23 protein-coding genes and 1 pseudogene are annotated in these 23,157 nt (G+C 42.4%); 11 read left to right on the top strand and 13 right to left on the bottom strand.

All coding sequences use genetic code 11. The features are described 5' to 3' along the window. Positions 1 to 58 precede the first annotated feature (58 nt). The 6 genes from DW640_RS15100 (at position 59) to DW640_RS15075 (ending at position 5,967) form a co-directional block, all read left to right on the top strand. Positions 59 to 793: a tetratricopeptide repeat protein gene (locus tag DW640_RS15100; RefSeq protein WP_008761468.1), complete on the top strand. Its 735-nt coding sequence runs from the start codon at positions 59 to 61 to the stop codon at positions 791 to 793. 119 nt (positions 794 to 912) lie between these two features. Beyond that, positions 913 to 1,905, top strand: coding sequence for an aminodeoxychorismate synthase component I (locus DW640_RS15095; RefSeq protein ID WP_117578606.1), 993 nt, complete (start codon positions 913 to 915; stop codon positions 1,903 to 1,905). Next, positions 1,889 to 2,485, top strand: a complete 597-nt coding sequence (locus tag DW640_RS15090; protein WP_011107438.1) for an aminotransferase class IV family protein — start codon at positions 1,889 to 1,891, stop codon at positions 2,483 to 2,485. The genes DW640_RS15095 and DW640_RS15090 overlap by 17 nt, the downstream gene beginning before the upstream one ends. A 277-nt stretch (positions 2,486 to 2,762) precedes the next feature. After that, the gene (locus DW640_RS15085; protein ID WP_182014791.1) at positions 2,763 to 3,437 is read left to right on the top strand and encodes a DUF2461 domain-containing protein; all 675 of its coding nucleotides are present in this window, start codon (positions 2,763 to 2,765) and stop codon (positions 3,435 to 3,437) included. Positions 3,438 to 3,489: 52 nt separating this feature from the next. Then, the gene (locus DW640_RS15080; RefSeq protein ID WP_008761472.1) at positions 3,490 to 3,936 is read left to right on the top strand and encodes a YhcH/YjgK/YiaL family protein; all 447 of its coding nucleotides are present in this window, start codon (positions 3,490 to 3,492) and stop codon (positions 3,934 to 3,936) included. Between the two features lie 18 nt (positions 3,937 to 3,954). Further along, complete coding sequence (locus tag DW640_RS15075; protein ID WP_008765635.1) at positions 3,955 to 5,967, top strand: alpha amylase C-terminal domain-containing protein; 2,013 nt, start codon at positions 3,955 to 3,957, stop codon at positions 5,965 to 5,967. A 61-nt stretch (positions 5,968 to 6,028) separates the two neighbouring features. On the opposite strand, the gene DW640_RS15070 is transcribed toward DW640_RS15075, so the two are convergent. The 7 genes from DW640_RS15070 to DW640_RS15040 all read right to left on the bottom strand — a co-directional run bounded on the left by DW640_RS15070 (position 6,029) and on the right by DW640_RS15040 (position 13,977). Beyond that, the gene (locus DW640_RS15070; protein ID WP_055228731.1) at positions 6,029 to 6,505 is read right to left on the bottom strand and encodes a PepSY-like domain-containing protein; all 477 of its coding nucleotides are present in this window, start codon (positions 6,503 to 6,505) and stop codon (positions 6,029 to 6,031) included. A 195-nt stretch (positions 6,506 to 6,700) separates the two neighbouring features. Then, positions 6,701 to 8,398, bottom strand: coding sequence for an alpha-amylase family protein (locus DW640_RS15065; RefSeq protein ID WP_055228734.1), 1,698 nt, complete (start codon positions 8,396 to 8,398; stop codon positions 6,701 to 6,703). 51 nt (positions 8,399 to 8,449) lie between these two features. Further along, complete coding sequence (locus DW640_RS15060; RefSeq protein ID WP_008761475.1) at positions 8,450 to 9,256, bottom strand: patatin-like phospholipase family protein; 807 nt, start codon at positions 9,254 to 9,256, stop codon at positions 8,450 to 8,452. Between the two features lie 126 nt (positions 9,257 to 9,382). After that, positions 9,383 to 10,948 (bottom strand): 4Fe-4S binding protein, encoded by a 1,566-nt coding sequence (locus tag DW640_RS15055; protein ID WP_117578604.1) that lies wholly within the window; start codon positions 10,946 to 10,948, stop codon positions 9,383 to 9,385. Between the two features lie 6 nt (positions 10,949 to 10,954). Next, positions 10,955 to 11,890, bottom strand: coding sequence for a DUF362 domain-containing protein (locus DW640_RS15050; protein ID WP_016267504.1), 936 nt, complete (start codon positions 11,888 to 11,890; stop codon positions 10,955 to 10,957). Positions 11,891 to 11,904: 14 nt separating this feature from the next. Further along, positions 11,905 to 12,414 carry a hypothetical protein gene (locus DW640_RS15045; RefSeq protein WP_008761477.1) on the bottom strand — a complete coding sequence of 170 codons (510 nt, stop codon included), beginning with the start codon at positions 12,412 to 12,414 and terminating at the stop codon, positions 11,905 to 11,907. A gap of 675 nt (positions 12,415 to 13,089) precedes the next feature. Further along, on the bottom strand, positions 13,090 to 13,977 hold the full coding sequence (locus tag DW640_RS15040; protein WP_054959125.1) for a polyphosphate kinase 2 family protein: 888 nt from the start codon (positions 13,975 to 13,977) through the stop codon (positions 13,090 to 13,092). Between the two features lie 281 nt (positions 13,978 to 14,258). Between DW640_RS15040 and DW640_RS15035 the strand changes: the two genes are divergently transcribed. After that, positions 14,259 to 14,582: a hypothetical protein gene (locus tag DW640_RS15035; protein WP_008761479.1), complete on the top strand. Its 324-nt coding sequence runs from the start codon at positions 14,259 to 14,261 to the stop codon at positions 14,580 to 14,582. A gap of 124 nt (positions 14,583 to 14,706) precedes the next feature. Here the strand turns inward: DW640_RS15035 and DW640_RS15030 are convergent, their stop codons facing one another. Continuing rightward, entirely contained in the window at positions 14,707 to 15,213 is a 507-nt protein-coding gene (locus tag DW640_RS15030) for a GNAT family N-acetyltransferase (protein WP_008761480.1), read from the bottom strand. A 4-nt stretch (positions 15,214 to 15,217) separates the two neighbouring features. After that, entirely contained in the window at positions 15,218 to 15,940 is a 723-nt protein-coding gene (locus DW640_RS15025; protein WP_008761481.1) for a DUF169 domain-containing protein, read from the bottom strand. Between the two features lie 127 nt (positions 15,941 to 16,067). On the opposite strand from DW640_RS15025, the pseudogene DW640_RS15020 reads away from it, so the two are divergent. The 3 genes and pseudogenes from DW640_RS15020 (at position 16,068) to DW640_RS15005 (ending at position 18,739) form a co-directional block, all read left to right on the top strand. Continuing rightward, positions 16,068 to 16,395: pseudogene (locus DW640_RS15020) on the top strand (DUF6268 family outer membrane beta-barrel protein). 415 nt (positions 16,396 to 16,810) lie between these two features. After that, on the top strand, positions 16,811 to 17,056 hold the full coding sequence (locus tag DW640_RS15010) for an RNA-binding protein (protein ID WP_008765643.1): 246 nt from the start codon (positions 16,811 to 16,813) through the stop codon (positions 17,054 to 17,056). 180 nt (positions 17,057 to 17,236) lie between these two features. After that, entirely contained in the window at positions 17,237 to 18,739 is a 1,503-nt protein-coding gene (locus DW640_RS15005; RefSeq protein ID WP_055217978.1) for a glutamine synthetase family protein, read from the top strand. A gap of 80 nt (positions 18,740 to 18,819) precedes the next feature. On the opposite strand, the gene DW640_RS23780 is transcribed toward DW640_RS15005, so the two are convergent. After that, complete coding sequence (locus tag DW640_RS23780; RefSeq protein WP_165360389.1) at positions 18,820 to 18,993, bottom strand: hypothetical protein; 174 nt, start codon at positions 18,991 to 18,993, stop codon at positions 18,820 to 18,822. Between the two features lie 138 nt (positions 18,994 to 19,131). Between DW640_RS23780 and DW640_RS15000 the strand changes: the two genes are divergently transcribed. After that, entirely contained in the window at positions 19,132 to 19,902 is a 771-nt protein-coding gene (locus DW640_RS15000) for a DUF4396 domain-containing protein (protein WP_074855601.1), read from the top strand. A gap of 102 nt (positions 19,903 to 20,004) precedes the next feature. On the opposite strand, the gene sucD is transcribed toward DW640_RS15000, so the two are convergent. The 3 genes from sucD to fabD all read right to left on the bottom strand — a co-directional run bounded on the left by sucD (position 20,005) and on the right by fabD (position 23,112). Beyond that, a complete protein-coding gene (gene sucD / locus DW640_RS14995; protein ID WP_074855604.1) occupies positions 20,005 to 20,865 on the bottom strand; it encodes a succinate--CoA ligase subunit alpha in 861 nt (286 codons plus the stop codon). Between the two features lie 29 nt (positions 20,866 to 20,894). Then, entirely contained in the window at positions 20,895 to 22,025 is a 1,131-nt protein-coding gene (gene sucC / locus DW640_RS14990) for an ADP-forming succinate--CoA ligase subunit beta (protein WP_074855606.1), read from the bottom strand. Between the two features lie 199 nt (positions 22,026 to 22,224). Next, entirely contained in the window at positions 22,225 to 23,112 is an 888-nt protein-coding gene (fabD, locus tag DW640_RS14985; RefSeq protein WP_008765648.1) for an ACP S-malonyltransferase, read from the bottom strand. Positions 23,113 to 23,157: the final 45 nt, after the last annotated feature.

Raw genomic sequence — 23,157 nt, 5'->3', positions numbered from 1 at the left:
ATTCTCTGTTATTACTTATACTTTTGGACGATTAACAACTAAAAAACACAATAAAGTTATGAAGAAATTGATTTTTTTATTTGCATTTTGCCTTACTGTGACTAACATTTTCGCTCAAACTGACCCTAGCCAATTGAAAAAAGAAGGAAGCGACGCTTTTAATGCCAAGAACTATCCCGTAGCTTATGCTAAATTCAGCGAGTATCTGAAACAAACGAATAACCAGGATTCTGCAATCGCTTATTACTGTGGTATGGCTGCAGATGAAGTGAAAAAGTATGCAGAAGCTGTGACTTTCTTTGATATTGCTATTCAAAAGAAATTCAATATAGGTAATGCTTATGCCCGTAAAGCGCTGGCACTGGATGCTATGAAGAAGACTGACGAGTATGTTGCTACCTTGGAAGAAGGTCTGAAAGTAGACCCGGACAATAAAACAATGATTAAGAACTATGGTCTCCACTACCTGAAAGCAGGTATCGCTGCGCAGAAAGCCGGAAAAGCGGAAGAAGCAGAAGAATGCTTTAAGAAAGTGATTCCTTTGGATCATAAAACATATAAAACCAATGCTTTGTATAGCCTGGGCGTTTTATGCTATAACGACGGTGCGAATATCCTGAAAAAGGCTGCTCCTCTGGCAAACTCTGATGCAGACAAATATGCTGCAGAAAAGGAAAAGGCAGATGGCAGATTTAAAGAAGCCATAGGTTACTTGGAAGAAGCTACCAAAGTTTCTCCGGAAGATACAAAGTCTAAAACTATGCTTTCTCAAGTGCAAGCAGCTATGAAGTAAACTACCAATTCCAGATAGAAAGGGTTGCCGGGGAACGTTTTGGCAACCCTTTTTTATTGCTTCTTTTTTTGAATGATCTACTTTTTGCGTACTTTTGCTTTCCCAAAAAGAAAGACTTTATGCAATTATATACAAGAGAAGAAACGATTCGGAGAATAAACCATTTAGGGCAATCCTGCAGGCCTTTTATTTTTATCATTAATTATTTGCAGGATGCCTCTTATGTAGAAGAAGTTGCTTCTGTTGACCCTTCTGAAGTAGTGTATAACCTGAATGGGTTTACCAATCAATCTTTCTCGAATGATGTGCTTTCTTGCTCTGAAAAGCCTGTCCGCTGGAATTCTTATCCCGAATCTTTCGATAGTTACCGTCGGTCATTTGATATCGTTCAACGGAATATATTTGCCGGAAACAGCTTTCTGACCAATCTGACATGCCGCACGCCGATAGAGACGAACCTTAGTCTGAAAGATATTTTCTTCCGTTCAAAAGCAATGTATAAATTGTGGGTCAGGGATCAGTTCACAGTTTTCTCTCCCGAGATATTTGTCAGAATCCAACAGGGAAAAATCAGTTCTTATCCGATGAAAGGTACTCTTGATGCATCATTGCCTTCGGCTGTCCGGCAACTGATGGATGATCCGAAAGAGGCTGCCGAACATGCTACTATCGTAGATTTGATCCGCAATGATTTAAGTATAGTGGCCGATCGGGTATCTGTGTCCCGATACAGGTATATTGATAAGTTGCAGACGAATCGCGGAACTATTCTTCAGACGAGTTCTGAAATACAGGGAACCTTGCCGGATAATTATCGGGAAAATCTGGGACACATTCTTTTCAAACTCTTGCCTGCCGGTTCTATCACCGGTGCTCCCAAGAAAAAGACGATGCAGATTATCAGTGAAGCCGAGACGTATGAGAGAGGATTCTATACGGGTGTGATGGGGTATTTCGACGGAAGTAGCCTTGATAGTGCCGTTATGATACGTTTTGTGGAGCAGGAAGGCGACAGAATGTATTTTAAGAGCGGAGGCGGAATAACCTGCCGTAGTGAAGTGGAAAGTGAATATCATGAAATGAAACAAAAAGTATATGTGCCAATTTATTGAAACGATTCGCATAGAAGACGGACAGGTTTATAATCTGTCGTATCACACAGCGCGCATGAACCGGACTCGTGCCGCCTTTTGGAAAGAAGCGGCTCCCATTGATTTGTCCGGCTTTATATCTCCTCCGTCTCTGTCCGGTATCTGGAAGTGCCGGATTGTGTACGATAAGGAAATCGAAGAGGTCGGATACACTCCTTATCAAATGAGAATGGTTTCTTCCTTGCGTCCGGTTGCTTCGGACACTATTGATTATAGTTACAAGAGTACCAATCGGGAAGAATTGAATGATCTGTTTGCCCGGAGAGGGAAGGCAGACGATATTCTGATAGTGAAAGACGGATATCTGACTGATACCTCCATTGCCAACATAGCGCTGTATGACGGACATACATGGTATACTCCGGCTCATCCCTTGCTTCAGGGGACGAAGCGTGCGGAACTGTTGGATAATCGGTTCATAGTGGAGAAAGATATCCGGCAGGCGCAATTGGGCGATTACTCCCATATCATGTTGTTCAATGCGATGATAGACTGGAAACGGCTCATCATACCTGTCAATGAAAAATATTTTATTCTATAACTAAAATTAACGGAAATATATACAGAACCGTTGAACAAAGCCTCTTTTTAATCTGTTATATTTATGTGTTTTTCATAGTATTAGATAAAGATTAATTAAAAGAGATTGTACTTCACTTGTGAAAGCTTAGAGTACATCAGAAGCAGAAGAGTCTGTTTTTTTGATAAATGTGTTAGAGCATCGGTTTTACCAGGCCGATGCTTTTTTTATGTCCTTTTGTTGCGTTTTGTAGTTTATATGAAATAAAATTTGTACGTTTGTAGGGTAATAATAGAAAATGATGAAGATGAACATACCCGTTATCTTTCAGTTTTTAAAAGATCTTTCTGCGAATAATAATCGTGAGTGGTTTAATGAGCACCGGTCAGAATATGAAGTAGCCCGTGCCGAGTTTGATAACTTTCTGGCAACAGTAATCGCCCGCATTTCTTTGTTCGATGAAACAATCCGGGGAATCCAGCCCAAAGATTGTACCTATCGTATTTATCGGGATACCCGCTTCTCTGCGGATAAGACACCCTATAAGATACATTTTGGCGGTTATATCAATGCCAAAGGCAAGAAGTCCGATCATTGCGGATACTATGTGCATCTGCAGCCTGACGGAAGTATGCTTGCCGGAGGAAGCTTGTGTTTGCCTCCCAATGTACTGAAAGCTGTCCGCCAAGCCATTTATGACAATGTGGAAGAGTATATCTCCATTGTAGAAGACCCCGAATTCAAAAAATATTTTCCTGTAGTGGGAGAGGACTTCATGAAAACAGCTCCCAAGGGATTCTCGAAAGATTTTAAATATATTGATTATCTGAAGTGCAGACAGTTTGTCTGTTCTTATCTTGTTCCCGATGATTTTTTCACTCGGGCAGACACGATGGAGCAGATAGAGAAAGCATTCCGACAGTTCAAGAGATTTGCCGATTTCATCAATTACACAATTGATGATTTTGAATAAAATAATACCTAAAAATAATACCTAAAAATATAAACTTAAAAATTAAACTCATATGGTAGTAGATACTTTAGAAAATCTGGAAAAATACGCGTCTTTGAATCCTTTGTTTGCACAAGCTATTGAGTTCTTGAAATCTCATGACCTCCAAGCCATGGAAATAGGCAAGACTGAACTGAAAGGAAAAGATCTGCTAGTGAATATCGCACAGACAAAGCCTAAGACTAAGGAAGAGGCGAAATTGGAAACGCATAATGAATTTATTGATATTCAGATCCCATTGTCGGGAACAGAAGTGATGGGGTATACTGCTGCCAAAGATTGTGTGCCTGCCGACGCTCCTTATAATGTCGAAAAAGATATTACTTTCTTCGAAGGACTGGCAGAGACATATGTAGCTGTGAAACCGGGAATGTTTGCCATCTTCTTCCCGCAAGACGGACATGCTCCCGGCATTACTCCTGATGGAGTGAAGAAAGTGATCGTAAAAGTAAAAGCATAAACCTAATTCAATTCTGATATGAAAGAGACACTCAACATTATCAAAAACGATCCCTGGCTGGAACCTTTCGCAGATGCCATTACCGGTCGTCACCAGTATGCACTGAACAAGGAAGCCGAGTTGACCAATAAAGGAAAACAAACTCTTTCGGACTTTGCATCAGGCTATCTTTATTTTGGTCTGCACCGTACTCCCAAAGGATGGACGTTCCGCGAATGGGCACCGAATGCTACTCATATTTATATGGTAGGTACATTCAACAACTGGGAAGAGAAAGCTGCTTATAAGCTGAAAAAACTGAAAAACGGTAATTGGGAAATCAATCTTCCGGCAGATGCCATTCAGCACGGAGACTTATATAAGTTGAATGTGTATTGGGATGGCGGACAAGGTGAACGCATTCCTGCATGGGCTACACGTGTGGTGCAGGACGAGCAGACCAAGATATTCAGCGCACAAGTCTGGGCACCGGAAAAGCCATATAAATTCAAGAAAAAGACATTTAAGCCTACTACGAATCCTTTGTTGATCTATGAATGTCATATTGGAATGGCACAACAGGAGGAAAAAGTAGGCACATACAATGAATTCCGCGAAAAAACACTTCCACGCATAGCACAGGAAGGCTATAACTGTATTCAGATTATGGCCATTCAGGAGCATCCTTATTATGGTAGTTTTGGCTATCATGTATCCAGTTTCTTTGCTGCTTCCTCCCGCTTTGGTACGCCTGACGAACTGAAAGCGCTGATTGATGCTGCTCATGAGATGGGGATTGCCGTTATTATGGATATTGTCCATTCTCATGCGGTGAAAAACGAAGTGGAAGGTTTGGGCAACTTTGCCGGTGATCCGAACCAGTATTTCTATCCGGCTCCTCGGCGTGAGCATCCGGCATGGGATTCACTATGCTTTGATTATGGCAAAAATGAAGTGATCCATTTCTTATTGTCCAACTGTAAATACTGGCTGGAAGAATATAAGTTTGACGGATTCCGTTTTGACGGTGTGACGTCTATGTTGTATTATAGCCACGGGTTGGGAGAAGCATTCTGTAATTATGGAGATTACTTCAATGGTCATCAGGACGGCAATGCCATTTGCTACCTGACATTGGCGAATGAGTTGATTCATCAGGTCAATCCGAAGGCTATCTCTATTGCTGAAGAAGTTTCCGGTATGCCGGGACTTGCGGCCAAAGTAGAAGATGGCGGTTACGGATTTGATTACCGTATGGCTATGAACATCCCTGATTACTGGATCAAGACTATCAAGGAAAAGATTGATGAGGACTGGAAACCTTCCAGTATGTTCTGGGAAGTAACCAACCGTCGTCAGGATGAAAAGACGATCTCTTATGCGGAAAGTCATGATCAGGCATTGGTAGGAGACAAGACTATTATTTTCCGTCTGATTGATGCCGATATGTATTGGCATATGCAGAAAGGCGATGAGAATTATGTAGTCAATCGCGGAATCGCTTTACATAAGATGATCCGCTTGCTGACATCTTCGACGATCAATGGCGGTTATCTGAACTTTATGGGTAATGAGTTCGGGCATCCCGAATGGATCGATTTTCCGCGTGAAGGTAATGGATGGTCTTGTAAGTATGCCCGTCGTCAGTGGGATTTGGTAGATAACAAGAATCTGGCTTATCACTATATGGGGGACTTTGATGCTGAGATGCTGAAAGTGATCAAGAGTGTGAAAGATTTCCAGGCGACTCCGGTCCAGGAGATCTGGCATAATGATGGTGATCAGGTATTGGCTTATGGACGTAAGGATCTGATATTTGTATTTAACTTCAATCCGAAACAGTCTTTTGTAGATTATGGTTTCCTCGTTAGTCCGGGAGCTTATGAAGTAATCTTGAATACGGATAATGTTGCATTTGGCGGAAATGGTCTTGCAGATGATTCAGTAGTTCATTTCACGATTGCCGATCCGTTGTATAAGAAGGAAAAGAAAGAGTGGCTGAAACTCTATATTCCTGCACGTACAGCTGTTGTTTTGAGAAAGAAGAAATAACTCAGGGAATAAAAAATAAGAAAGCCCTTGCCGAGCATTTAATGTTTGGCAAGGGCTTTTTTTATAAGAATGTTCCCGGACCGAGAATGTCGTGCATATAACTGACATTGCGGGTTTTTAGCAACATTCCTTGCGGGGAATAAAAGAGCTGGTATTTGATATCTACATTATCTTGTCCTACCTTAATGACGATGATTGCCTGCCATTTAGGAAACTCCACCATGGTTACATCATTTACTACCCAACTGGCATAAGGACTGGATACAAAGGCATTGTATACGGTAGGTGTCACCCGGTCGAGACTGACAAGGTCCGTCTGTGTCATTTGCCATTGAGCCTGCGTATTGAACCAGACGTTTTTAGTGAATCCATTCATAACAAAGTTAGCGCAATAATAGCCATCATCCTGCGACCATGCTATACCGTTGGCTTTGGGGTACATCTTTTTGAAGGCAGTCTGTATATTGCCGGGAGGTAAGATTGCGAAGGCAGATACAGACAATAATAATATGACTGCCAAAAAACTAATTTTCTTCATAAGGTTCTGGTTTAGGAAATTATTTATCTAACTAAACAGCCTTTGAGAATTTTTGTTTTCAGTTGGGGGGAATAAATCAGTAGTATCTCCATTGGGGCTGCCTAAAAAGTCAATAGTATCATCAATTCCCCTCCCTTCGGGAAGGAGGAGAGTTAAGATACTATTGATTTATCATTTGCCTTCAATCGGAGCAGATCAGAATGTAATCTTCAGAATCTTCCCATTATAGGCCCCAACGGAAACCTCAGTGGCTTTGTAAGGCAATAAACAGATTTCCTCTTTGGCACCGGTCAATAAGTCTGTAGCCTGATATTTTTCCATTTGTGGTATCTGTAAGAAATCAAACGCGTGAGAAGGTACGTTGATTGCTACATCAACCAGTTGGCTATCGAAATTGACGATGATGAACAGCAATTCATTCTTATACTTTCGCATAAAAGTATATTGCTTATGTTCGTCGAAACGCCATCCGTTTTTATTGGCGTACATCAGGTCGAAGAATACTCCTTTGGCGATGGATGTCTCTTCATTACACAGCGTAAGTACTCTTTGGTAAATGCTGTACAGGCGTTTATGCTCTTCGGTCAGCATTTTGCCGTCAAACTTACCGCCATTGCGCCAGCGACGAATAGTATCCACGCTCCAGTAATCGAATATCGTAGTCCGTCCGTCTCTTCCGCTGAAACCTTCGCTGTCCATTCCCAGTTCTCCAAACTCCTGACCAAAATAAATCATCATAGGATTGGTGTTCATACAAGCAGAAACGATCAGAGCAGGGATTCCTTTACGTGGATCTCCTGCAAAGAAATCGGAAGCGATGCGCTGTTCGTCATGGTTTTCCAGGAAGTTCAGCATTTGTTTTTCTATTCCGTTCAGACTTTGCCAGCAGTGGGTGATGGATACCGCGGATTCGTAGCCGCAAGCTACATTGCGGAGTGTATCGTATAAACCGACCTTATCATATAGATAGTCAAATTTCCCACGGAAGAGATAATTGCGGTATTCGTTGGGATTATAGACCTCGGCAATGAAAAGGATTTCCGGATGTGCTTCCTTTACTTGTGGAATAGCCCATTCCCAAAATTCTACAGGAACCATTTCCGCCATATCGCAGCGGAAACCGTCGATACCTTTTGAGGCCCAGAATAAAAGAATGTCCAGCATCTTTATCCAGGTATCCGGAGTCGGGGAGAAATGGCAAGTGCCGCCATTCAGATAATCTACTCCATAGTTCAGCTTGATGGTTTCGTACCAGTCGTTGATGTTCGGTGTAGCGTCAAAACGGTTGTTACCTGTCGCTTTGGCCGGATATTCATGGTAAGGCTCTGCTGCACCTTCTTTCATATCGAACTGGGCACGCAACTCGGATTGCGGTATATAGTAGAAATTGTTGTACGGGCTGAAAGCGTAGTTTGGGTCATCGTTTGCTCCCAGTTCGGTAGTGCCGTCCGGTTGTGCATCCGAGTGATACTGGCGTGCTACATGGTTGGGGACAAAATCTATAATAACTTTCAGTCCGGAACGGTGAGTGCGATGTACCAGATTCTCGAACTCCTTCATTCGTTCCGGCACATCGGTTGCCAAGTCCGGATCTACATCATAATAATCCTTGATGGCGTAGGGAGAGCCCGCTTTGCCTTTCACGATGGCGGGGTGGTCGGGCCGTATGTTGAAGCGACGGTAATCCGTCTCCGTTGCATGCTCGATAATGCCTGTATACCAGATATGGGTAGCACCCAGTTTCCTGATTTCTCCAAGTGCCTTGAGGGTGAAGTCGGCCATTTTACCACATCCGTTGGCGGTAATGTCTCCATTATAGACACAATGGTTGTTATTGTTTCCGAACAGGCGTGTAAACACCTGATAGATAATCATTTTATTTTCGTTGTTCATATAGAGTAGATTTTATTTCATATCATAAATATTTTCGGGAAAAGTACGGAGTTACTTCCATATTTTCCCTTTTTCCGCCAGTGTCTGGTCAAGTAAGTCATTGGCTATCTTATAGCCTTGCTCAAAGATTTCTTCTGCTTTTTCCAGTTCGGTGTTGCTGTATCCATAGAGGTTGTATGGCTCGATCAGCAAGTCACATTTTTCTCTTTCGGGGAAAGTATTGGCACGGAACATAAAGTGGAAGGAGCGCATGGCAATGCTTACGATATTCATTTTATAGTCTTGCGCCATGATGGGACTTACGTTAACGGCTACCACCTTGTCGCATATTCTGCGGAGGGTGGAGACCGGAAGGTTCATCATTAATCCGCCATCTACGTAATTGGTTCCGTCGATATTGACCGGAGCAAACATGACAGGCATACAGCAGGAAGCAGCCACACGTTCGGCTATGGAACCACGGTGGAAATGAACCATACGTCCGTGGTCCAGATCGGTAGCCGTGATGATTAAGGGGATTTGCAACTCTTCCAGATTCTTGGCTTTCAGATTGGTATGGAGAAAGTCAATAAATTCACAGAGGTCAAATAGTCCTTTCTTGGGGATGACTAACTTTGTCAGGTCCTGAAACTTATGGCCGGAGAAGTATTCAATCACTTGGTGAGGTTCATTTCCGTCGGCATAAAAAACTCCGGCAAGCGCACCGGCACTTACTCCGGAGATAATGTCCGGTTTGATGTCATGCTCCAGCAGAGCCTGCATCACCCCCAGATGCGCAAATCCTTTAATAAATCCTCCGCTTAAAGCATAGCCTATCTGATATTTACGGCTATTCCAGTTATTTGTGAATACCTCCATGAGTTACTTTCTTTTTTAGTTCGCCACGAATTTAGTGAATTTATTGAAAGTAGGAGGAATATAATGGATAGTTTTTTTGAATTGTATACAATCCTCTGAAAGCTATCCATATTTAGGCTGATGCGGCTAGAATCCGAAATCGTCTATCTCAACTTTATGTTCTTCTGATTCTTTGAAAGGTTTCGCTTCTTTCTGCACAGGGTTTCCTTCGATATATACGGCACGGAACGGGCGGGCAGGGCAGACGTATTCGCAGCCGCCACATCCGACGCAGATCTCTGTATTGACGTGGGGAAGAGTCAGTCCGTCTTTGTAGGGTACCATAGCAATGGCTTGCGTAGGACAATGCTCTGAACAGGCTCCGCAACTGGTTCCGTCAGTGAGGACAATGCAATTTTCTTCTATAAAGACGACATAGCCCATCTGAGTGAGATGTTTCTGTTCTACCGTCAACGGAGGGATGGCACCGTTGGGACAGACATCGCTGCATACGGTACAGTCGAAATTACAGAATCCTTTTTCGAAACTGACCGTTGGCTGCATCACCCCCCCCAGACCGTATTCCATGAAAGCGGGCTTCAGTACATGTGACGGGCATTTGCTGACACAAAGGTGGCATGATGTACAATGTTGCTGGAAACGTTTCTGGCTAACAGATCCCGGAGGAGTAATAGGATTTTCTTTTTTGTATGCCTTTTTGCCTTCCATCGTCGCAATGGACTCTTGCGCTTTCGTAAGAAGCGTGGGAGCTGCTCCGGCAGTAGCCAGTCCGGCAAGCAGAAAACGACGTTTGGAAGAATCTGCAGCAACGGAAGATGATTCTGTTGTCACCGGTTGTTTTTCTGTAGCGGAAGAACGTTGTTGTCCCTTTGAAGCAGGGGCGTAAACCAGCGCTTTCTGTTTGCAGGCACCGAGACAGTCGAAACAGTCTACACAGCGGCTATAGTCAATAGCGTGTTCTTTGCTGTGGATACAGGCAGCTTTGCATTTGGTAGCGCAAAGTCCGCAACCATTACATTTTGCGGTATCGATACGGACTTTGAACAAAGAGTAACGGCTCAAAAATCCTAATACCGTACCTACCGGACAAATGGTATTACACCACGTGCGTCCGTGTTTCCATGCCAATATAAGAATGGCGGCAAAGGTCAGTATCGCTATAAGAAGGGAAGAAAGGCTTAATACCGAGGTGTCTACCTGATAAAACGTGTAGTTGTCGAATCTGGAAAATACGGATTCCAGCAGGTTGTTTCCCAGCATATACACCGGTTTGAAGATGTGTACTACAATGCGTCCGTATGCGCTATACGGGTCCAGCAATCCCAATACCACTGAGAAGCCGCATACGGAGGCAATTACAGTCACTCCGAGCACGGTCCATCTCAGTATATTCTTTGCAGGACTGTACCGATATCTTTTTTTCTTCTTTCCCACAGACTTTGAAATGCGTGCTATAACATCCTGCCATATTCCCATCGGACAGATGGTAGAGCAATAGATACGTCCGAACAACAGGGTTAACGCAATCAGCACAATCAGTATGCCTATGCTGAGAGATAGCACGGCAGGGACAAACTGTATATGTGCCAACCGATGAAAACTGTTCGGCAGAATATTAGCAAAATCGAGAAAATAAAAAGTAATCAGTGCAAAAAGGACAACTGATATTCCGATACGTATCTTTCTTAGCATGGTGGTTTACATCTTAATTCGCTTGACATTCAGTTTGTCGATGTCCATCGTTCCTACTTTCAGTGCTTCTCCTTTGGCAAGGTGACCTACAGTGTCCAGCGGCATTTCGCGTACTTGATTGAAGAATTTGGCTGCGGCTGTATCTACGGCTACGATATCCGGTGAGATAAAGAGACCTTTCGCCAGCACCACGTCCGAAGCGGAACGCCCTCGCGGTCCGTTGGTCTTCATGATACGGTAGGCGTCTACGACATTAAGCACAGCTTTCTTTTCCAGTGTACAGATGTCCGCAATGCATTGCTGCAGGTCGTTCTGGTGGAAGAAGCCGCGGTCCCAGACGATACCCATATGGTTTTTCATGGAGATAGTCAGGTTGGCGCCTCCGTGATTCTTCAGGATAGGGACGTTAATCCATACATCACAATTCAGGATGGCTTCATGTATTTTCGCCTTCTTCATCTTTTGTCCTTTTGGCAGGTCAACGGGTTTGTAGTAAGACTCCAGGTGGGCCGGCATAACTTTGGCTCCGGCTTCTTTTGCTGCCGCTTCGATACCGCTGTTTTTGTAGCACTTCTGCCAATCGTCGCAGGTATGGTCGAATACGGTGACCTCTTTGGCTCCGGCGGCAAAACATTGTTTGATGATTTCCGTGATCAGTTTCGGATTCGTGTTTCCTGCCAGTTCGGGCACTTTATCCCATCCGATATTGGGCTTTACCACCACTTTCTGTCCGGGTTTGATGAATTGCTTCATACCGCCCAGCTCGCTGATAGCACGACGGAACATGGCTTCCGGTTCGCCGCCCATGACGGCTACCAGGTCCGGTTTATCACCATTTGCCTTATTGATTGTCTGAGTCAGTATCTCCATCGCCTCTGAACGCTGTATAGTCATGGCGGCACCAGTAATAGCTACTGTCTTTAAAAAATCCCTTCTGTCCATCTTTCTTTTTTAGTTTAGAGTTTTGCAATTGCCTTTAGCAGGGCGTATCCGCCAAACCATTGAATGAGCATCCCCGGAATGCCGATACGGAAATCTTGTACTGCGATATAGAAATCTCCCTCGATCATCCATTCAAAAGCGGTTCCTATGAGTTGATAGGAGAGAATTACTCCAAGGACGGCTAACAAAGAAACGGTTTTCACGGTACGCGCAGCAAGGGCGGAAGCACCGGCAAGCAAGGTTGATTTTATCAGTATAATCGGGAGAACGGCTTCGGATGGCATGGCAAACAAGACATGATTGATGACAGGAGAAAGAACAGCTGTCAGCAATCCTACCCGAAAGCCGTATTTATAAGCGGCAATTAAGGTAAAAAAGTAAATTGGTAATAAAGTCGGTCCACCGTAAGGAACGAGGTGGCACAGTTGTGGAAGTGCGATGTTGCCTGCTACGAATAACAGGGCGAACAGGTAAGTTTTCACATTGCTGTAATTCAGCGAATAGAGTTTGGCGGATGTTTCCATTTTCATTGATGACTTTAATGTTTAGATTGATGATATCTTAAAGATTAGACTATTCTCGTTTGAAAAAGTTTAATCGGTCTCATAATTTCTTGGCCGGTCAAATCATGATTGGGCTTTGATGTTTACAAAAGTAGTACAAATTTTCAATGAAACGTATTATTTTATCGCTTTTTGTTTATTCATTGAAGTGCGTGAACCGGAACAGTGGATTTCTCCTTCCGGTGACAATGAAAAAAATGTATGATTTATGAATCATCGGTGTTTGTGTTTATAATAAACTTTGTGATAGTTTTAGTAAAACGGTATCTGAGTTTATTATAAACGATGTAATCCCGTTTATGGCTTTCTGTGCTGAAATTTGGCAACAAAAAAGGCTGCGATTTCCATTGGAAGTCGCAGCCTTCAGCTTGTATACCGATGACTCATATCTTATTCGTTATAGGGAAATAGATATGTCTTGTTGTAATATTGTACTTTCCTTACGGACTGATCAATCTTGACTGTATGTTGCCGTTCATGTGATACATTACAGCAGGTGTGTTGAAAGACAGACTTCTTTTCATTGGTTACGGTTTTATAGGTTTATTATTGTTCTGCTTACAAATATACAACATTAAAAAGGCTTTGTCAAGTCCTGACAGTAATAACCCGTTAAACTCTGAAAAAGTATCCTGTTTAGAAATTAATATCGGATACGTTCTTCTTGCATTCTTCAAGTCTTTCCAGCGCCTCCTTGGATAACTGCGGATAATGTAAGTCCAGTTTTTCCATGCGTTCACAGATAATTTGCCCGACGGCATATCGCATGAACCACTTGTTGTCTGCCGGAATCACATACCACGGGGCAATCTCTGTTGAAGTTTCTGTCAGTACATCCGAGTAGGCTTTCATGTAGTCGTCCCAGTATTGGCGTTCCTTGACGTCGGCAGAAGAGAATTTCCAGTTCTTTGATTCATCGTTCAGTCTCTCCATGAATCGTTTCTTTTGTTCGGCTTTCGAAACGTTCAGAAAGAATTTGATGATGACCGTCCCGTTTTCAGTCAGATAACGTTCGAAATCATTAATCTGCCGGTAGCGGCGTTTCCAGAAGCCGTTGTCTATATCTTCCGTTTTTAGTATTCCGGGTAGCTTGCTGGATAACAGGATTTCGGGATGCACTTTGGCTATCAGTACATCTTCATATTGGGAACGGTTGAAGATTCCGATTCGTCCCCGTTCGGGGAGCGAACGATTGATTCTCCATAAGTAGTCATGATCCAGTTCTTCGGCAGAAGGTTGCTTAAAGGAGTACACCTGACACCCTTGCGGATTGATACCGGACATTACGTGCTTGATCGTTCCGTCTTTTCCGGCAGCGTCCATCGCCTGAAAAATAACCAGAACTGAGTAGCGGTCTTGTGCATAAAGCATACTTTGCAGTTCTGATAGCTTTTCTATATTTTGGACTAATTGTTCTTTGGCATCCTGTTTGGACATATCAGCAGTAAATGAGGGATTGAAATCGGATACATGATGTTCTTTGCCCGGTTTGGCTGTAAGCTCTTTTAAGACTTCTTTTTTCATTGTTGTATAATTAGGTTGTTATAGGTATATAACAGTTGAATAAAGAAATCAGTTCTTGCCAAATTAAGAGTGTTGAATAGTAATTCCCCAATTATGTATCAACAGATTCTACATAATTCCACACTAATTCCACAGTTATATTTATATCGTCTGCTGTTTATGTGTTTGATTATCAGTTGTGTATATCAGAGTGAAACGTTTGGCATCTGCTTTGCCATATATTAAGTACAAGAAACAATAAAAACAATAGTTCTATTATTTACACTTAAAAAATTACGATTATGAAAAAGTTATTAGTAGCAGTAGCATTGGTATTGGGATTAGGCAGTTCTGTAGCATTCGCACAGGAAGTAAGTAACACTCCGGCAGTGGAAACTCAGACACAAGCTCCACAGGATGAGTATACAAAGATTGAAGTGAAAGATTTGCCGGAAGCAGTGACACAGGCAATAGCGAAAAGCTATGAAGATGCTACCATCAAGGAAGCGTATGTTGCCGAAAAAGAAACCGGTAAGGTTTATAAAGTAATTCTTACTACAAAAGACGCTCAGGAAGTAACCGTACTTCTGAATGAAAAAGGAGAAGAAGTTAAAGAGATAAAGTAAAACTTCGAAAGTAATAACTCATAGAGAGGTTCCGGTTCGTGATGAATCGGGACCTTTCGTTCGATGTATTAGGTTCTGTAAAATATAGTCGGTAGTAATATATATAGTAACAAAGCAAGGAGGCTTACGACTTATTTTTAAGTAATTCATAATAATGTGCATCAATGAACTGGCCATTCTTGAAGCAAGCTTTATGATGTATTCCTGTTTTCTGAAATCCTGCTTTCTCCAACACACGCATTGATGCGGCATTGTGTTCATAGACCGTAGCATATAGGCGTATTACGTCTGTACGCTGAAAATAATGTTCTATGGCTCTTTTCAAAGCAGCTGTTGCAAGGCCCTTGTTCCAGTATGTTTCCGAAATCCAGTAACCGACTTCTGCATTGAAGCGTTCGACATCCGTTCCGCGGACGAATCCGATATTGCCGATTGCCTCATGATTCGCCTCGATGCAATATTCATTCTGTTCCACTTGTTCCGAAGCGTATTTAATGAAGGTATCAGCATCTGTTTCTGTATATGGAAAAGGCAGCCCATCACGGCAGTTATCCCATATCTTCTTATTATTCAGATGCCTTGCTAAGGTTTTGGCATCCGATTCTTTCCAGGGACGAAGTATAAAATCCATATTCTTATTCTTTGTAGCTATTATGGTTTCTTTCCCGAATCTTTCCCCATGCGTGTGTGTCAAACAGGCAACTGCTGCGCATAGTCTCATACATCACCTTAAATCTCGACATCGGAATGGTATAACTCAGTATATCAGCCTCAAAATAAGGGCGTACAGAAGGATCAAAGAATCCGATGAATGTTCTGTATCCGCCTTTACGATTCTCCAGAATCGTCTGTGTGACCACAGAACTGCATCCCGACCCGAAAGTGGAAATCACTGTATCCTCCTTATTATTATCGAAGAAAGCCCAGGTGGTCAGTCCGGATAATATATCGGGATTGACCAGAAAAAGGATTCCTTCCAAATGATCGAACGTTTCCACTTTATCTATACGGGCAAAATGCAGATATTCCTTTTCTGCCCTTGGTACTCCCAGTTGCTCAATAAAGCTTTTTACCATCTCCGGTGTCTGCTTATATCGTTCCTTTAGAGATACGAACGTCGGCACGTGCTCGGGCATATCGGTGAATCCGGTATAAAACTTACCGCCGCCGCAACCAATTGTTTCCGCATTCAGGCTGATGGTATTACCTTCTCTGACTTTACTCATGCTTTTAAAGAAGCATCCGTTCACTTTCACCGTTTCATTTTCAAGAATGTCCGAGTACCAGAATACGATAGGCAATTCAGCATATTCGCCAAAAGCTTCCCGATAGTTTTCGATGAATTTTTTTATTTCCATAATTGGTTATTTTATCTACGTACAAAGTTAAACTAAAAAAGCAAGGAGCAAAGAATAAAGTCCGAAAATATACGTTTGGTATACGGAGCAATGGAGCACTGAGGGACGCTATCAGATCAAAGTTTCTATGATGAATGCGATGGAACTATCGGCAAGAATGAATCTGAATAAATGTCTGAAACTAAGTTTGGTAGCAGAGATGAATGGCGCATTAGCACTGGTGGAAAGGGAAAGATGCCATGTTCTCTCAGCAATACATCATTGTAGGATTACAGTTGGAACTGAATCTTAGTTCTTCTTTCGCCATAACCGCTACCGGAGGATTATCGTGCAACCAGATTGTTTATTACACAACACGTACACTGAAGACCTTTTTCGAAGATATGTCCAGAGATACGGACCCTTATTTCAAACTGGCTGTATATGTTTCGATGGGAATGAAGTATAAGTTTTGAAAAAGTAGTAACTTTATCGCCATGTCAGTGAAACGAACATTATATTCAGCATTAAAAGTCATAGGGGTATTTCTGATCATATCCTTGATATTCAGGTGCCCGGTATCACCGGGATAGAGTTTGCGCAAAGCATTCAATATGGCTTCTGACTTTATTACAGACTCTCACTGGAACACCCATACGTTAAGTTTTGGTCTTATTTCATAAAAAAGGGTATTTTGCAAAAGAAAAAGGAGAGAACATAGTGCATTATTCCCGCGAAATGCCGTTATTTGCACTCACTAAACAATAAAAGGTTTATTTCGATTTGATTATTTCACATGAATCTTCTCATTTATTGAGCATATCCATCTCTGATTAAGAACTTCCAAAGAACTTTGTTATTGAAATTATTAATTTTTTATATTTGTATTTTATGAATTTGTACATTGGAAATCTTAACTATAACGTTAAGGAATCAGACTTGAGAAACGTAATGGAAGAGTATGGAGCAGTTGCTTCAGTTAAATTAATCACAGATCGTGAAACAAGAAGATCAAAAGGCTTTGCTTTTATTGAAATGCCGGATGATACAGAAGCAGCTAACGCTATCAAAGAATTGAATGGTGCTGAATATGTAGGCCGTCCGATGGTAGTTAAAGAGGCTTTGCCGAAGAACTAATTGACTGAATAACAATCAGTATATAAAAAGAAGGTGTGTTGGTGATCCTAACACACCTTCTTTCGTTTCTGCAGAATCCTGTCGGACTATTTCTTAAAGTCCAAAGAATTTATCTCTCTTTTTATTGTCTGCGGTTATTTTTTTCTTACCTTTGGTTCACTAACAACAAACCGATAGAAGATGAATCAAGAACTTTTAATGAATCCTAACTGTCTGGTGGCTGCTTTGGAAAAGCCTGCCGCCGAGTTTACTAAGGCAGATATTATTTCTTTTATTCAGAAGAATAATATCCGTATGGTCAATTTCATGTATCCTGCCGCTGACGGGCGACTGAAAACATTGAATTTTGTAATTAATAATGCGGCTTATCTGGATGCGATCCTTACTTGTGGAGAGCGGGTGGACGGTTCCAGCCTGTTTCCTTTTATAGAGGCGGGGAGTAGCGACCTGTATGTAGTGCCTCGTTTCCGTACCGCTTTTGTCGATCCGTTTGCAGAAATACCGACACTTTCGATGCTTTGTTCTTTCTTCAATAAAGACGGTGAGCCATTGGAAAGTTCTCCGGAACATACTTTGCATAAAGCGTGTAAAGCATTTACTGATGTCACAGGTATGGAGTTTCAGGCGATGGGTGAGCTGGAATACTATGTTATTTCACCGGATACAGGAATGTTTCAGGCTACAGATCAACGTGGTTATCATGAATCTGCTCCGTATGCTAAGTTTAACGATTTCCGTACGCAGTGTATGTCGTATATAGCTCAGACGGGTGGGCAGATAAAATATGGTCATTCCGAGGTTGGTAATTTTACATTGGATGGCATGATTTATGAACAGAACGAAATAGAGTTCCTGCCTGTTCGTGCCGAAGATGCGGCAGATCAATTGATGATTGCCAAATGGGTGATTCGTAACTTGGGATACAGATATGGGTATAATGTGACATTTGCGCCTAAGATTACGGCTGGAAAAGCCGGATCGGGTTTACATATTCATATGCGTATTGTAAAGGACGGACAAAATCAGATGCTGAAAGACGGTGTATTGTCGGAAACAGCCCGTAAGGCAATCGCCGGAATGATGGAACTTGCTCCTTCTATTACAGCCTTTGGAAATACCAATCCTACTTCTTACTTCCGTTTGGTTCCTCATCAGGAAGCACCGACCAATGTTTGCTGGGGAGATCGCAACCGTTCTGTATTAGTGCGTGTACCGTTGGGCTGGGCTGCCAAGACCGATATGTGTACTTTGGCAAATCCATTGGAAAGCGAAAGTCATTTTGATACCAGCCAGAAACAAACGGTAGAAATGCGTTCTCCGGATGGTTCGGCAGATTTGTATCAGCTGCTTGCGGGACTGGCTGTTGCCTGCCGTCATGGTTTTGAGATAGAACAGGCTTTGGACATTGCAAAGAGAACGTATGTAAATGTAAATATCCATCAGAAAGAGAATGAGGACAAGCTGAAAGCATTGGCTCAATTGCCGGATAGTTGTGCGGCATCTGCCGAATGTTTGCAAAAACAACGTGCTGTCTTCGAGCAATATAATGTATTTAGTCCGGCTATGATTGACGGTATTATACGCAAACTCCGTAGTTATGAGGACAAAACATTACGTGCCGATCTGGAAGGCAAACCGGAAGAAATGCTGGAACTGGTACATAAGTATTTCCACTGTGGATAAGCAATAAAAGCATTCTGCTTATAAAAATACTACAAATAAAGGAGGGTGCACTTCACAATCGCGGTGGCACCCTCTTTTATTTAATCTTCATTGTTATCTTCTTCGTCATCTACCAGGTTATTGAGTTCAAGTTCCAAGTCTACCAAGTCTTGTTTCCATAACTTTATGATATCTTTCGGTGTATCTTTGGCTGCCTTCTTGATTCTTTCCTGAGCAACAGATACTTCATGCTCTAATTGACTACGTCTGCTCATACAATTCAATATTTAATTAATAAAATTATAAACAAACAGTAAGGAGAATAGTTCGATGGGATGAATTTAAAAATGGACGGGATGAACTATTTATAAATAAGGGCTGTTGTAGTCTAAAATCTTTTTAAATATACAATTATGCTCAATTTATTAGCCGTGTTTTTAGTCTGTTCAGGTATCGGAATTGCAGTTCACATAGCAATCGATCTGACACATCGTCCACAATCAATGAAGATAATGAATGCAGTATGGATATTGACTGCATTGTGGGGAAGTTACTTAGCTTTATGGGCTTATAATAAGTTCGGACAAGGTGCTCCTATGAAGATGGGAGGTGGTGAAATGAAAATGGATATGTCGGACATGAAGGGGATGGAGATGTCTGATATGAAAGGGATGAGCATGTCCGGTATGAAAGACATGAATATGGATATGTCAATGGGAGATATGTCCATGAACCGTCCTCATTGGCAGTCTGTGGCTTTATCGGCTTTACATTGTGGAGCAGGCTGCACATTGGCTGATATAATAGGAGAGTGGTTCACTAATTATATTCCGGTAACCGTTGCAGGAAGTCAGCTTATAGGAAACTGGGTACTTGATTTTATATTGGCGCTGATCATCGGAGTTTATTTTCAATTCTATGCTATTCGGGAGATGGAAAGGATATCGGCGGGAAAGGCACTGTCCCGTGCTTTTAAAGCAGATTTCTTTTCTCTGTTGTCTTGGCAAATCGGAATGTATGGCTGGATGGCAATCGTTTATTTTGTTTTATTTGTCAATGAGCCTTTACCTAAAGATACATGGATATTTTGGTTTATGATGCAGCTGGCTATGCTTTTTGGCTTTTTCTGTGCTTATCCGATGAATGCTTTGTTAATAAAGTTAGGCGTGAAAAAGGGAATGTAAATTTCAGATATTACTTTATCATCGCGGGGATATATTGGTACATAAAATAGAACCACACGGAGAAACAAAAGCCCAAAGCTCTATTTCTCCGTGTGGTTCTATTTATCTTTTCAGTAACTTAGGAATATCCGAAGGTTCTTGTGCAACTCGTATGCCGGCAGCTTCTAAAGCCTCTATTTTGTCTTTTGCCGAGCCGGAACCTCCCGAGATAATGGCTCCTGCGTGGCCCATCTGTTTTCCCGGAGGAGCAGACTGTCCGGCAATAAATGCTACTACAGGCTTATTTACATGACTGTGAATATATTCAGCAGCCTGTTCTTCCGCGTTTCCTCCGATTTCTCCGATTAACACAATTGCTTTCGTTTCAGGATCATTCTGGAACATTTCCAGTAGTTTAAGGAAATGCAGACCTACCACAGGATCTCCTCCGATGCCGATTGCAGTAGACTGTCCCATACCATTGATCGTTAAATGATATACTATTTCATAAGTGAGTGTTCCGCTACGGCTGATGACACCGACATTTCCTTTCTGAAAGACTTGTCCCGGAAGGATTCCTACCATACTTTCTCCGGGAGAAATAAGTCCCGGACAGTTGGGGCCAACCAACATTGCCCCTCTTTGTTCGGCAAACCGATGTGCTTTAATGACATCCAGAGTCGGAATACCTTCTGCAATACAGACTATTAGCCGGATGCCTGCATCCGCAGCTTCCATAATGGCATCTGCTGCAAAACGGGCCGGCACAAAGATGATGGAAGTATTAGCCTGTGTCTGTTTTACAGCTTCATACATCGTATTGAATACCGGAATACCGTCTACTTCCGTACCTCCCTTGCCCGGAGAAGTGCCGCCAACGACATTCGTTCCGTATTCTTTCATCTTCTTGGCATGAAAAAGCCCGTCTCTACCGGTGATACCTTGTACAATCAAACGGGTGGATTTATCTATTAATATACTCATCGTTCCTTCATTTTTTATGTGATTTCATCTTAAGATTTGATAGCCATTAAAGCGGCTTCCTGCATAGTTGTAGCTATTTGAAAACGGCTATGGCTGCGTAAAAGATCACGTCCGATATGCTCATTGGTTCCTGTGAGCCGGACAATGACAGGTATATCACTCTTAATCTGATCGAATGCCTGAATAAGACCGATAGCTACATCGTCACAACGGGTGATTCCTCCGAAAATGTTTATCAGGACGACCTTTACTTTCTCGTCCTGTAATAGAAGTTTCATAGCTTCAACCACCTTGACAGGGTTCGAGCTACCGCCAATATCAAGGAAGTTGGCAGGATTTCCCCCATGAAGTTTTATCATATCCATTGTTGCCATAGCAAGTCCGGCGCCATTTACCATACAGCCTATATTTCCATCCATGTGAACGTAGCTGAATCCTTTGTTTTTAGCATCTGCTTCTACTTTTTCTTCTTCTGTAGGATCAAACAAACTCAGTACATCCGGATGGCGGTAAAGAGCATTATCGTCAAAAACAATTTTGGCGTCAATAGCCATCAATATGCCTTTGGCGGTAAGAGCCAATGGATTTACTTCAACCAGTGATGCGTCATTCTCCATGAAAATTTTGTAGAGTGCTTGCAGAATAGCGGCCATTCTGCCGGCTTGTTCTATGTGAGGGAAGAGCGAGAATGCGAAACGGCGTGCCAGATAATCAGGCAGACCGATGAATGGGTCAATAGCATAGCGAATGATTTTTTCCGGTGATTGCCGGGCTACTTCTTCGATATCCATACCACCGGACGCACTCATCATAAGGATGACCGAGCGTGTGTTTCTGTCAATGGTGAAGCTGACATAGTATTCTGCGGCAATATCAACCGCCTCGCTGACCAGTATCTGATTGACAGGAAGCCCTTTAATACTCATACCCAGAATGTTTTTAGCTTCCTGATAGGCATCTTCTGTATTATCTACCAGTTTAACACCTCCGGCTTTTCCCCGTCCGCCGGTCAGCACTTGTGCTTTAATAACCACTCTGTCCGAGCCCATTCTCCTGTATGCGGCAACTGCACCGGCGGCCGTTCGACATAGGGTATGCCTTTCAACGGGGATCCCATACTTGGAGAAAATTTCTTTTGCTTGATATTCATGTATTTTCATGGTCCGCGAATTTGAATAAATGATTCCTATAATGAAAACAAGTGAAAGATTCGGAATGTTTGCTGACAGAGAGAACTAATGATGTGTTTTACAGCATATTAATTATTTTATATTTTACTAATAAGCATAAAAAAAGCGTGTCAGCAAACTAGCCGACACGCTCTATCATTGAGAAAAGGTAAAGTATATCTACGGATGCTTATGCAATGCCGTGAGCGCTTACTGTACCATCTATTTTCTTGATCAAACCCTGCAATACTGCACCCGGTCCGCATTCTGTAAAATCAGTAGCACCATCGGCAACCATATTCTTAACAGACTGAGTCCAACGTACGGAAGCAGTCAGCTGGGCAACCAGATTCTTTTTGATTTCTGCAGGATCAGTATGAGGAAGTGCATCCACATTCTGATATACCGGACATTTGGGAGTATGGATTTCTGTTGCGTTGATAGCAGCTTCCAGCTCAACTTTAGCCGGGTCCATCAACGGAGAGTGGAAAGCACCACCTACTTTTAATGGGAGAGCACGTTTTGCACCGGCAGCTTTCATCAGTTCGCAGGCTTTTTCGATGCCTGGTACAGAACCGGAGATTACGATTTGTCCCGGGCAGTTATAGTTGGCAGGTACGCAAACTTCACCTTCTGCATTAACAGATGCACAGATTTCTTCTACTTTTTCATCCGGCAATGCAATGATAGCGGCCATCGTAGAAGGAGTTGCTTCGCAAGCTTTCTGCATAGCCATCGCACGGGCATAAACCAGTTTCAATCCGTCTTCAAAGCTCAAGGCACCGGCAGCTACCAATGCAGAGAACTCACCGAGTGAGTGTCCGGCTGTCATTTCCGGTTTGAAATCATCGCCCATACAAAGAGCAGAGATAACAGAGTGAAGGAATACGGCAGGTTGAGTAACCTTTGTCTGACGAAGATCTTCGTCTGTACCATTGAACATGATATCTGTAATGCGATATCCGAGGATATCATTTGCTTTTTCAAACAATTCTTTTGCTAAAGCTGAGTTTTCATACAGGTCTTTACCCATTCCTACGAACTGAGCACCTTGACCGGGAAATACAAATGCTTTCATATCTTTATTATTTAATTGATTTTTAAATGCGGGTGCAAAGTTACA

Source organism: Bacteroides sp. AM23-12, from assembly GCF_003434395.1.
Classification (GTDB): Bacteria; Bacteroidota; Bacteroidia; order Bacteroidales; family Bacteroidaceae; genus Bacteroides; species Bacteroides thetaiotaomicron.
This window is presented reverse-complemented; position numbering and strand designations above follow the sequence as displayed.

Bases quoted from the DNA above. Each gene is read 5' to 3' on its own strand.
- DW640_RS15100 (WP_008761468.1), top strand. From the start codon at position 59: ATGAAGAAATTGATTTTTTTATTTGCATTTTGCCTTACTGTGACTAAC.
- DW640_RS15095 (WP_117578606.1), top strand. From the start codon at position 913: ATGCAATTATATACAAGAGAAGAAACGATTCGGAGAATAAACCATTTA.
- DW640_RS15090 (WP_011107438.1), top strand. From the start codon at position 1,889: ATGTGCCAATTTATTGAAACGATTCGCATAGAAGACGGACAGGTTTAT.
- DW640_RS15085 (WP_182014791.1), top strand. From the start codon at position 2,763: ATGATGAAGATGAACATACCCGTTATCTTTCAGTTTTTAAAAGATCTT.
- DW640_RS15080 (WP_008761472.1), top strand. From the start codon at position 3,490: ATGGTAGTAGATACTTTAGAAAATCTGGAAAAATACGCGTCTTTGAAT.
- DW640_RS15075 (WP_008765635.1), top strand. From the start codon at position 3,955: ATGAAAGAGACACTCAACATTATCAAAAACGATCCCTGGCTGGAACCT.
- DW640_RS15070 (WP_055228731.1), bottom strand. From the start codon at position 6,505: ATGAAGAAAATTAGTTTTTTGGCAGTCATATTATTATTGTCTGTATCT.
- DW640_RS15065 (WP_055228734.1), bottom strand. From the start codon at position 8,398: ATGAACAACGAAAATAAAATGATTATCTATCAGGTGTTTACACGCCTG.
- DW640_RS15060 (WP_008761475.1), bottom strand. From the start codon at position 9,256: ATGGAGGTATTCACAAATAACTGGAATAGCCGTAAATATCAGATAGGC.
- DW640_RS15055 (WP_117578604.1), bottom strand. From the start codon at position 10,948: ATGCTAAGAAAGATACGTATCGGAATATCAGTTGTCCTTTTTGCACTG.
- DW640_RS15050 (WP_016267504.1), bottom strand. From the start codon at position 11,890: ATGGACAGAAGGGATTTTTTAAAGACAGTAGCTATTACTGGTGCCGCC.
- DW640_RS15045 (WP_008761477.1), bottom strand. From the start codon at position 12,414: ATGGAAACATCCGCCAAACTCTATTCGCTGAATTACAGCAATGTGAAA.
- DW640_RS15040 (WP_054959125.1), bottom strand. From the start codon at position 13,977: ATGAAAAAAGAAGTCTTAAAAGAGCTTACAGCCAAACCGGGCAAAGAA.
- DW640_RS15035 (WP_008761479.1), top strand. From the start codon at position 14,259: ATGAAAAAGTTATTAGTAGCAGTAGCATTGGTATTGGGATTAGGCAGT.
- DW640_RS15030 (WP_008761480.1), bottom strand. From the start codon at position 15,213: ATGGATTTTATACTTCGTCCCTGGAAAGAATCGGATGCCAAAACCTTA.
- DW640_RS15025 (WP_008761481.1), bottom strand. From the start codon at position 15,940: ATGGAAATAAAAAAATTCATCGAAAACTATCGGGAAGCTTTTGGCGAA.
- DW640_RS15010 (WP_008765643.1), top strand. From the start codon at position 16,811: ATGAATTTGTACATTGGAAATCTTAACTATAACGTTAAGGAATCAGAC.
- DW640_RS15005 (WP_055217978.1), top strand. From the start codon at position 17,237: ATGAATCAAGAACTTTTAATGAATCCTAACTGTCTGGTGGCTGCTTTG.
- DW640_RS23780 (WP_165360389.1), bottom strand. From the start codon at position 18,993: ATGAGCAGACGTAGTCAATTAGAGCATGAAGTATCTGTTGCTCAGGAA.
- DW640_RS15000 (WP_074855601.1), top strand. From the start codon at position 19,132: ATGCTCAATTTATTAGCCGTGTTTTTAGTCTGTTCAGGTATCGGAATT.
- sucD (WP_074855604.1), bottom strand. From the start codon at position 20,865: ATGAGTATATTAATAGATAAATCCACCCGTTTGATTGTACAAGGTATC.
- sucC (WP_074855606.1), bottom strand. From the start codon at position 22,025: ATGAAAATACATGAATATCAAGCAAAAGAAATTTTCTCCAAGTATGGG.
- fabD (WP_008765648.1), bottom strand. From the start codon at position 23,112: ATGAAAGCATTTGTATTTCCCGGTCAAGGTGCTCAGTTCGTAGGAATG.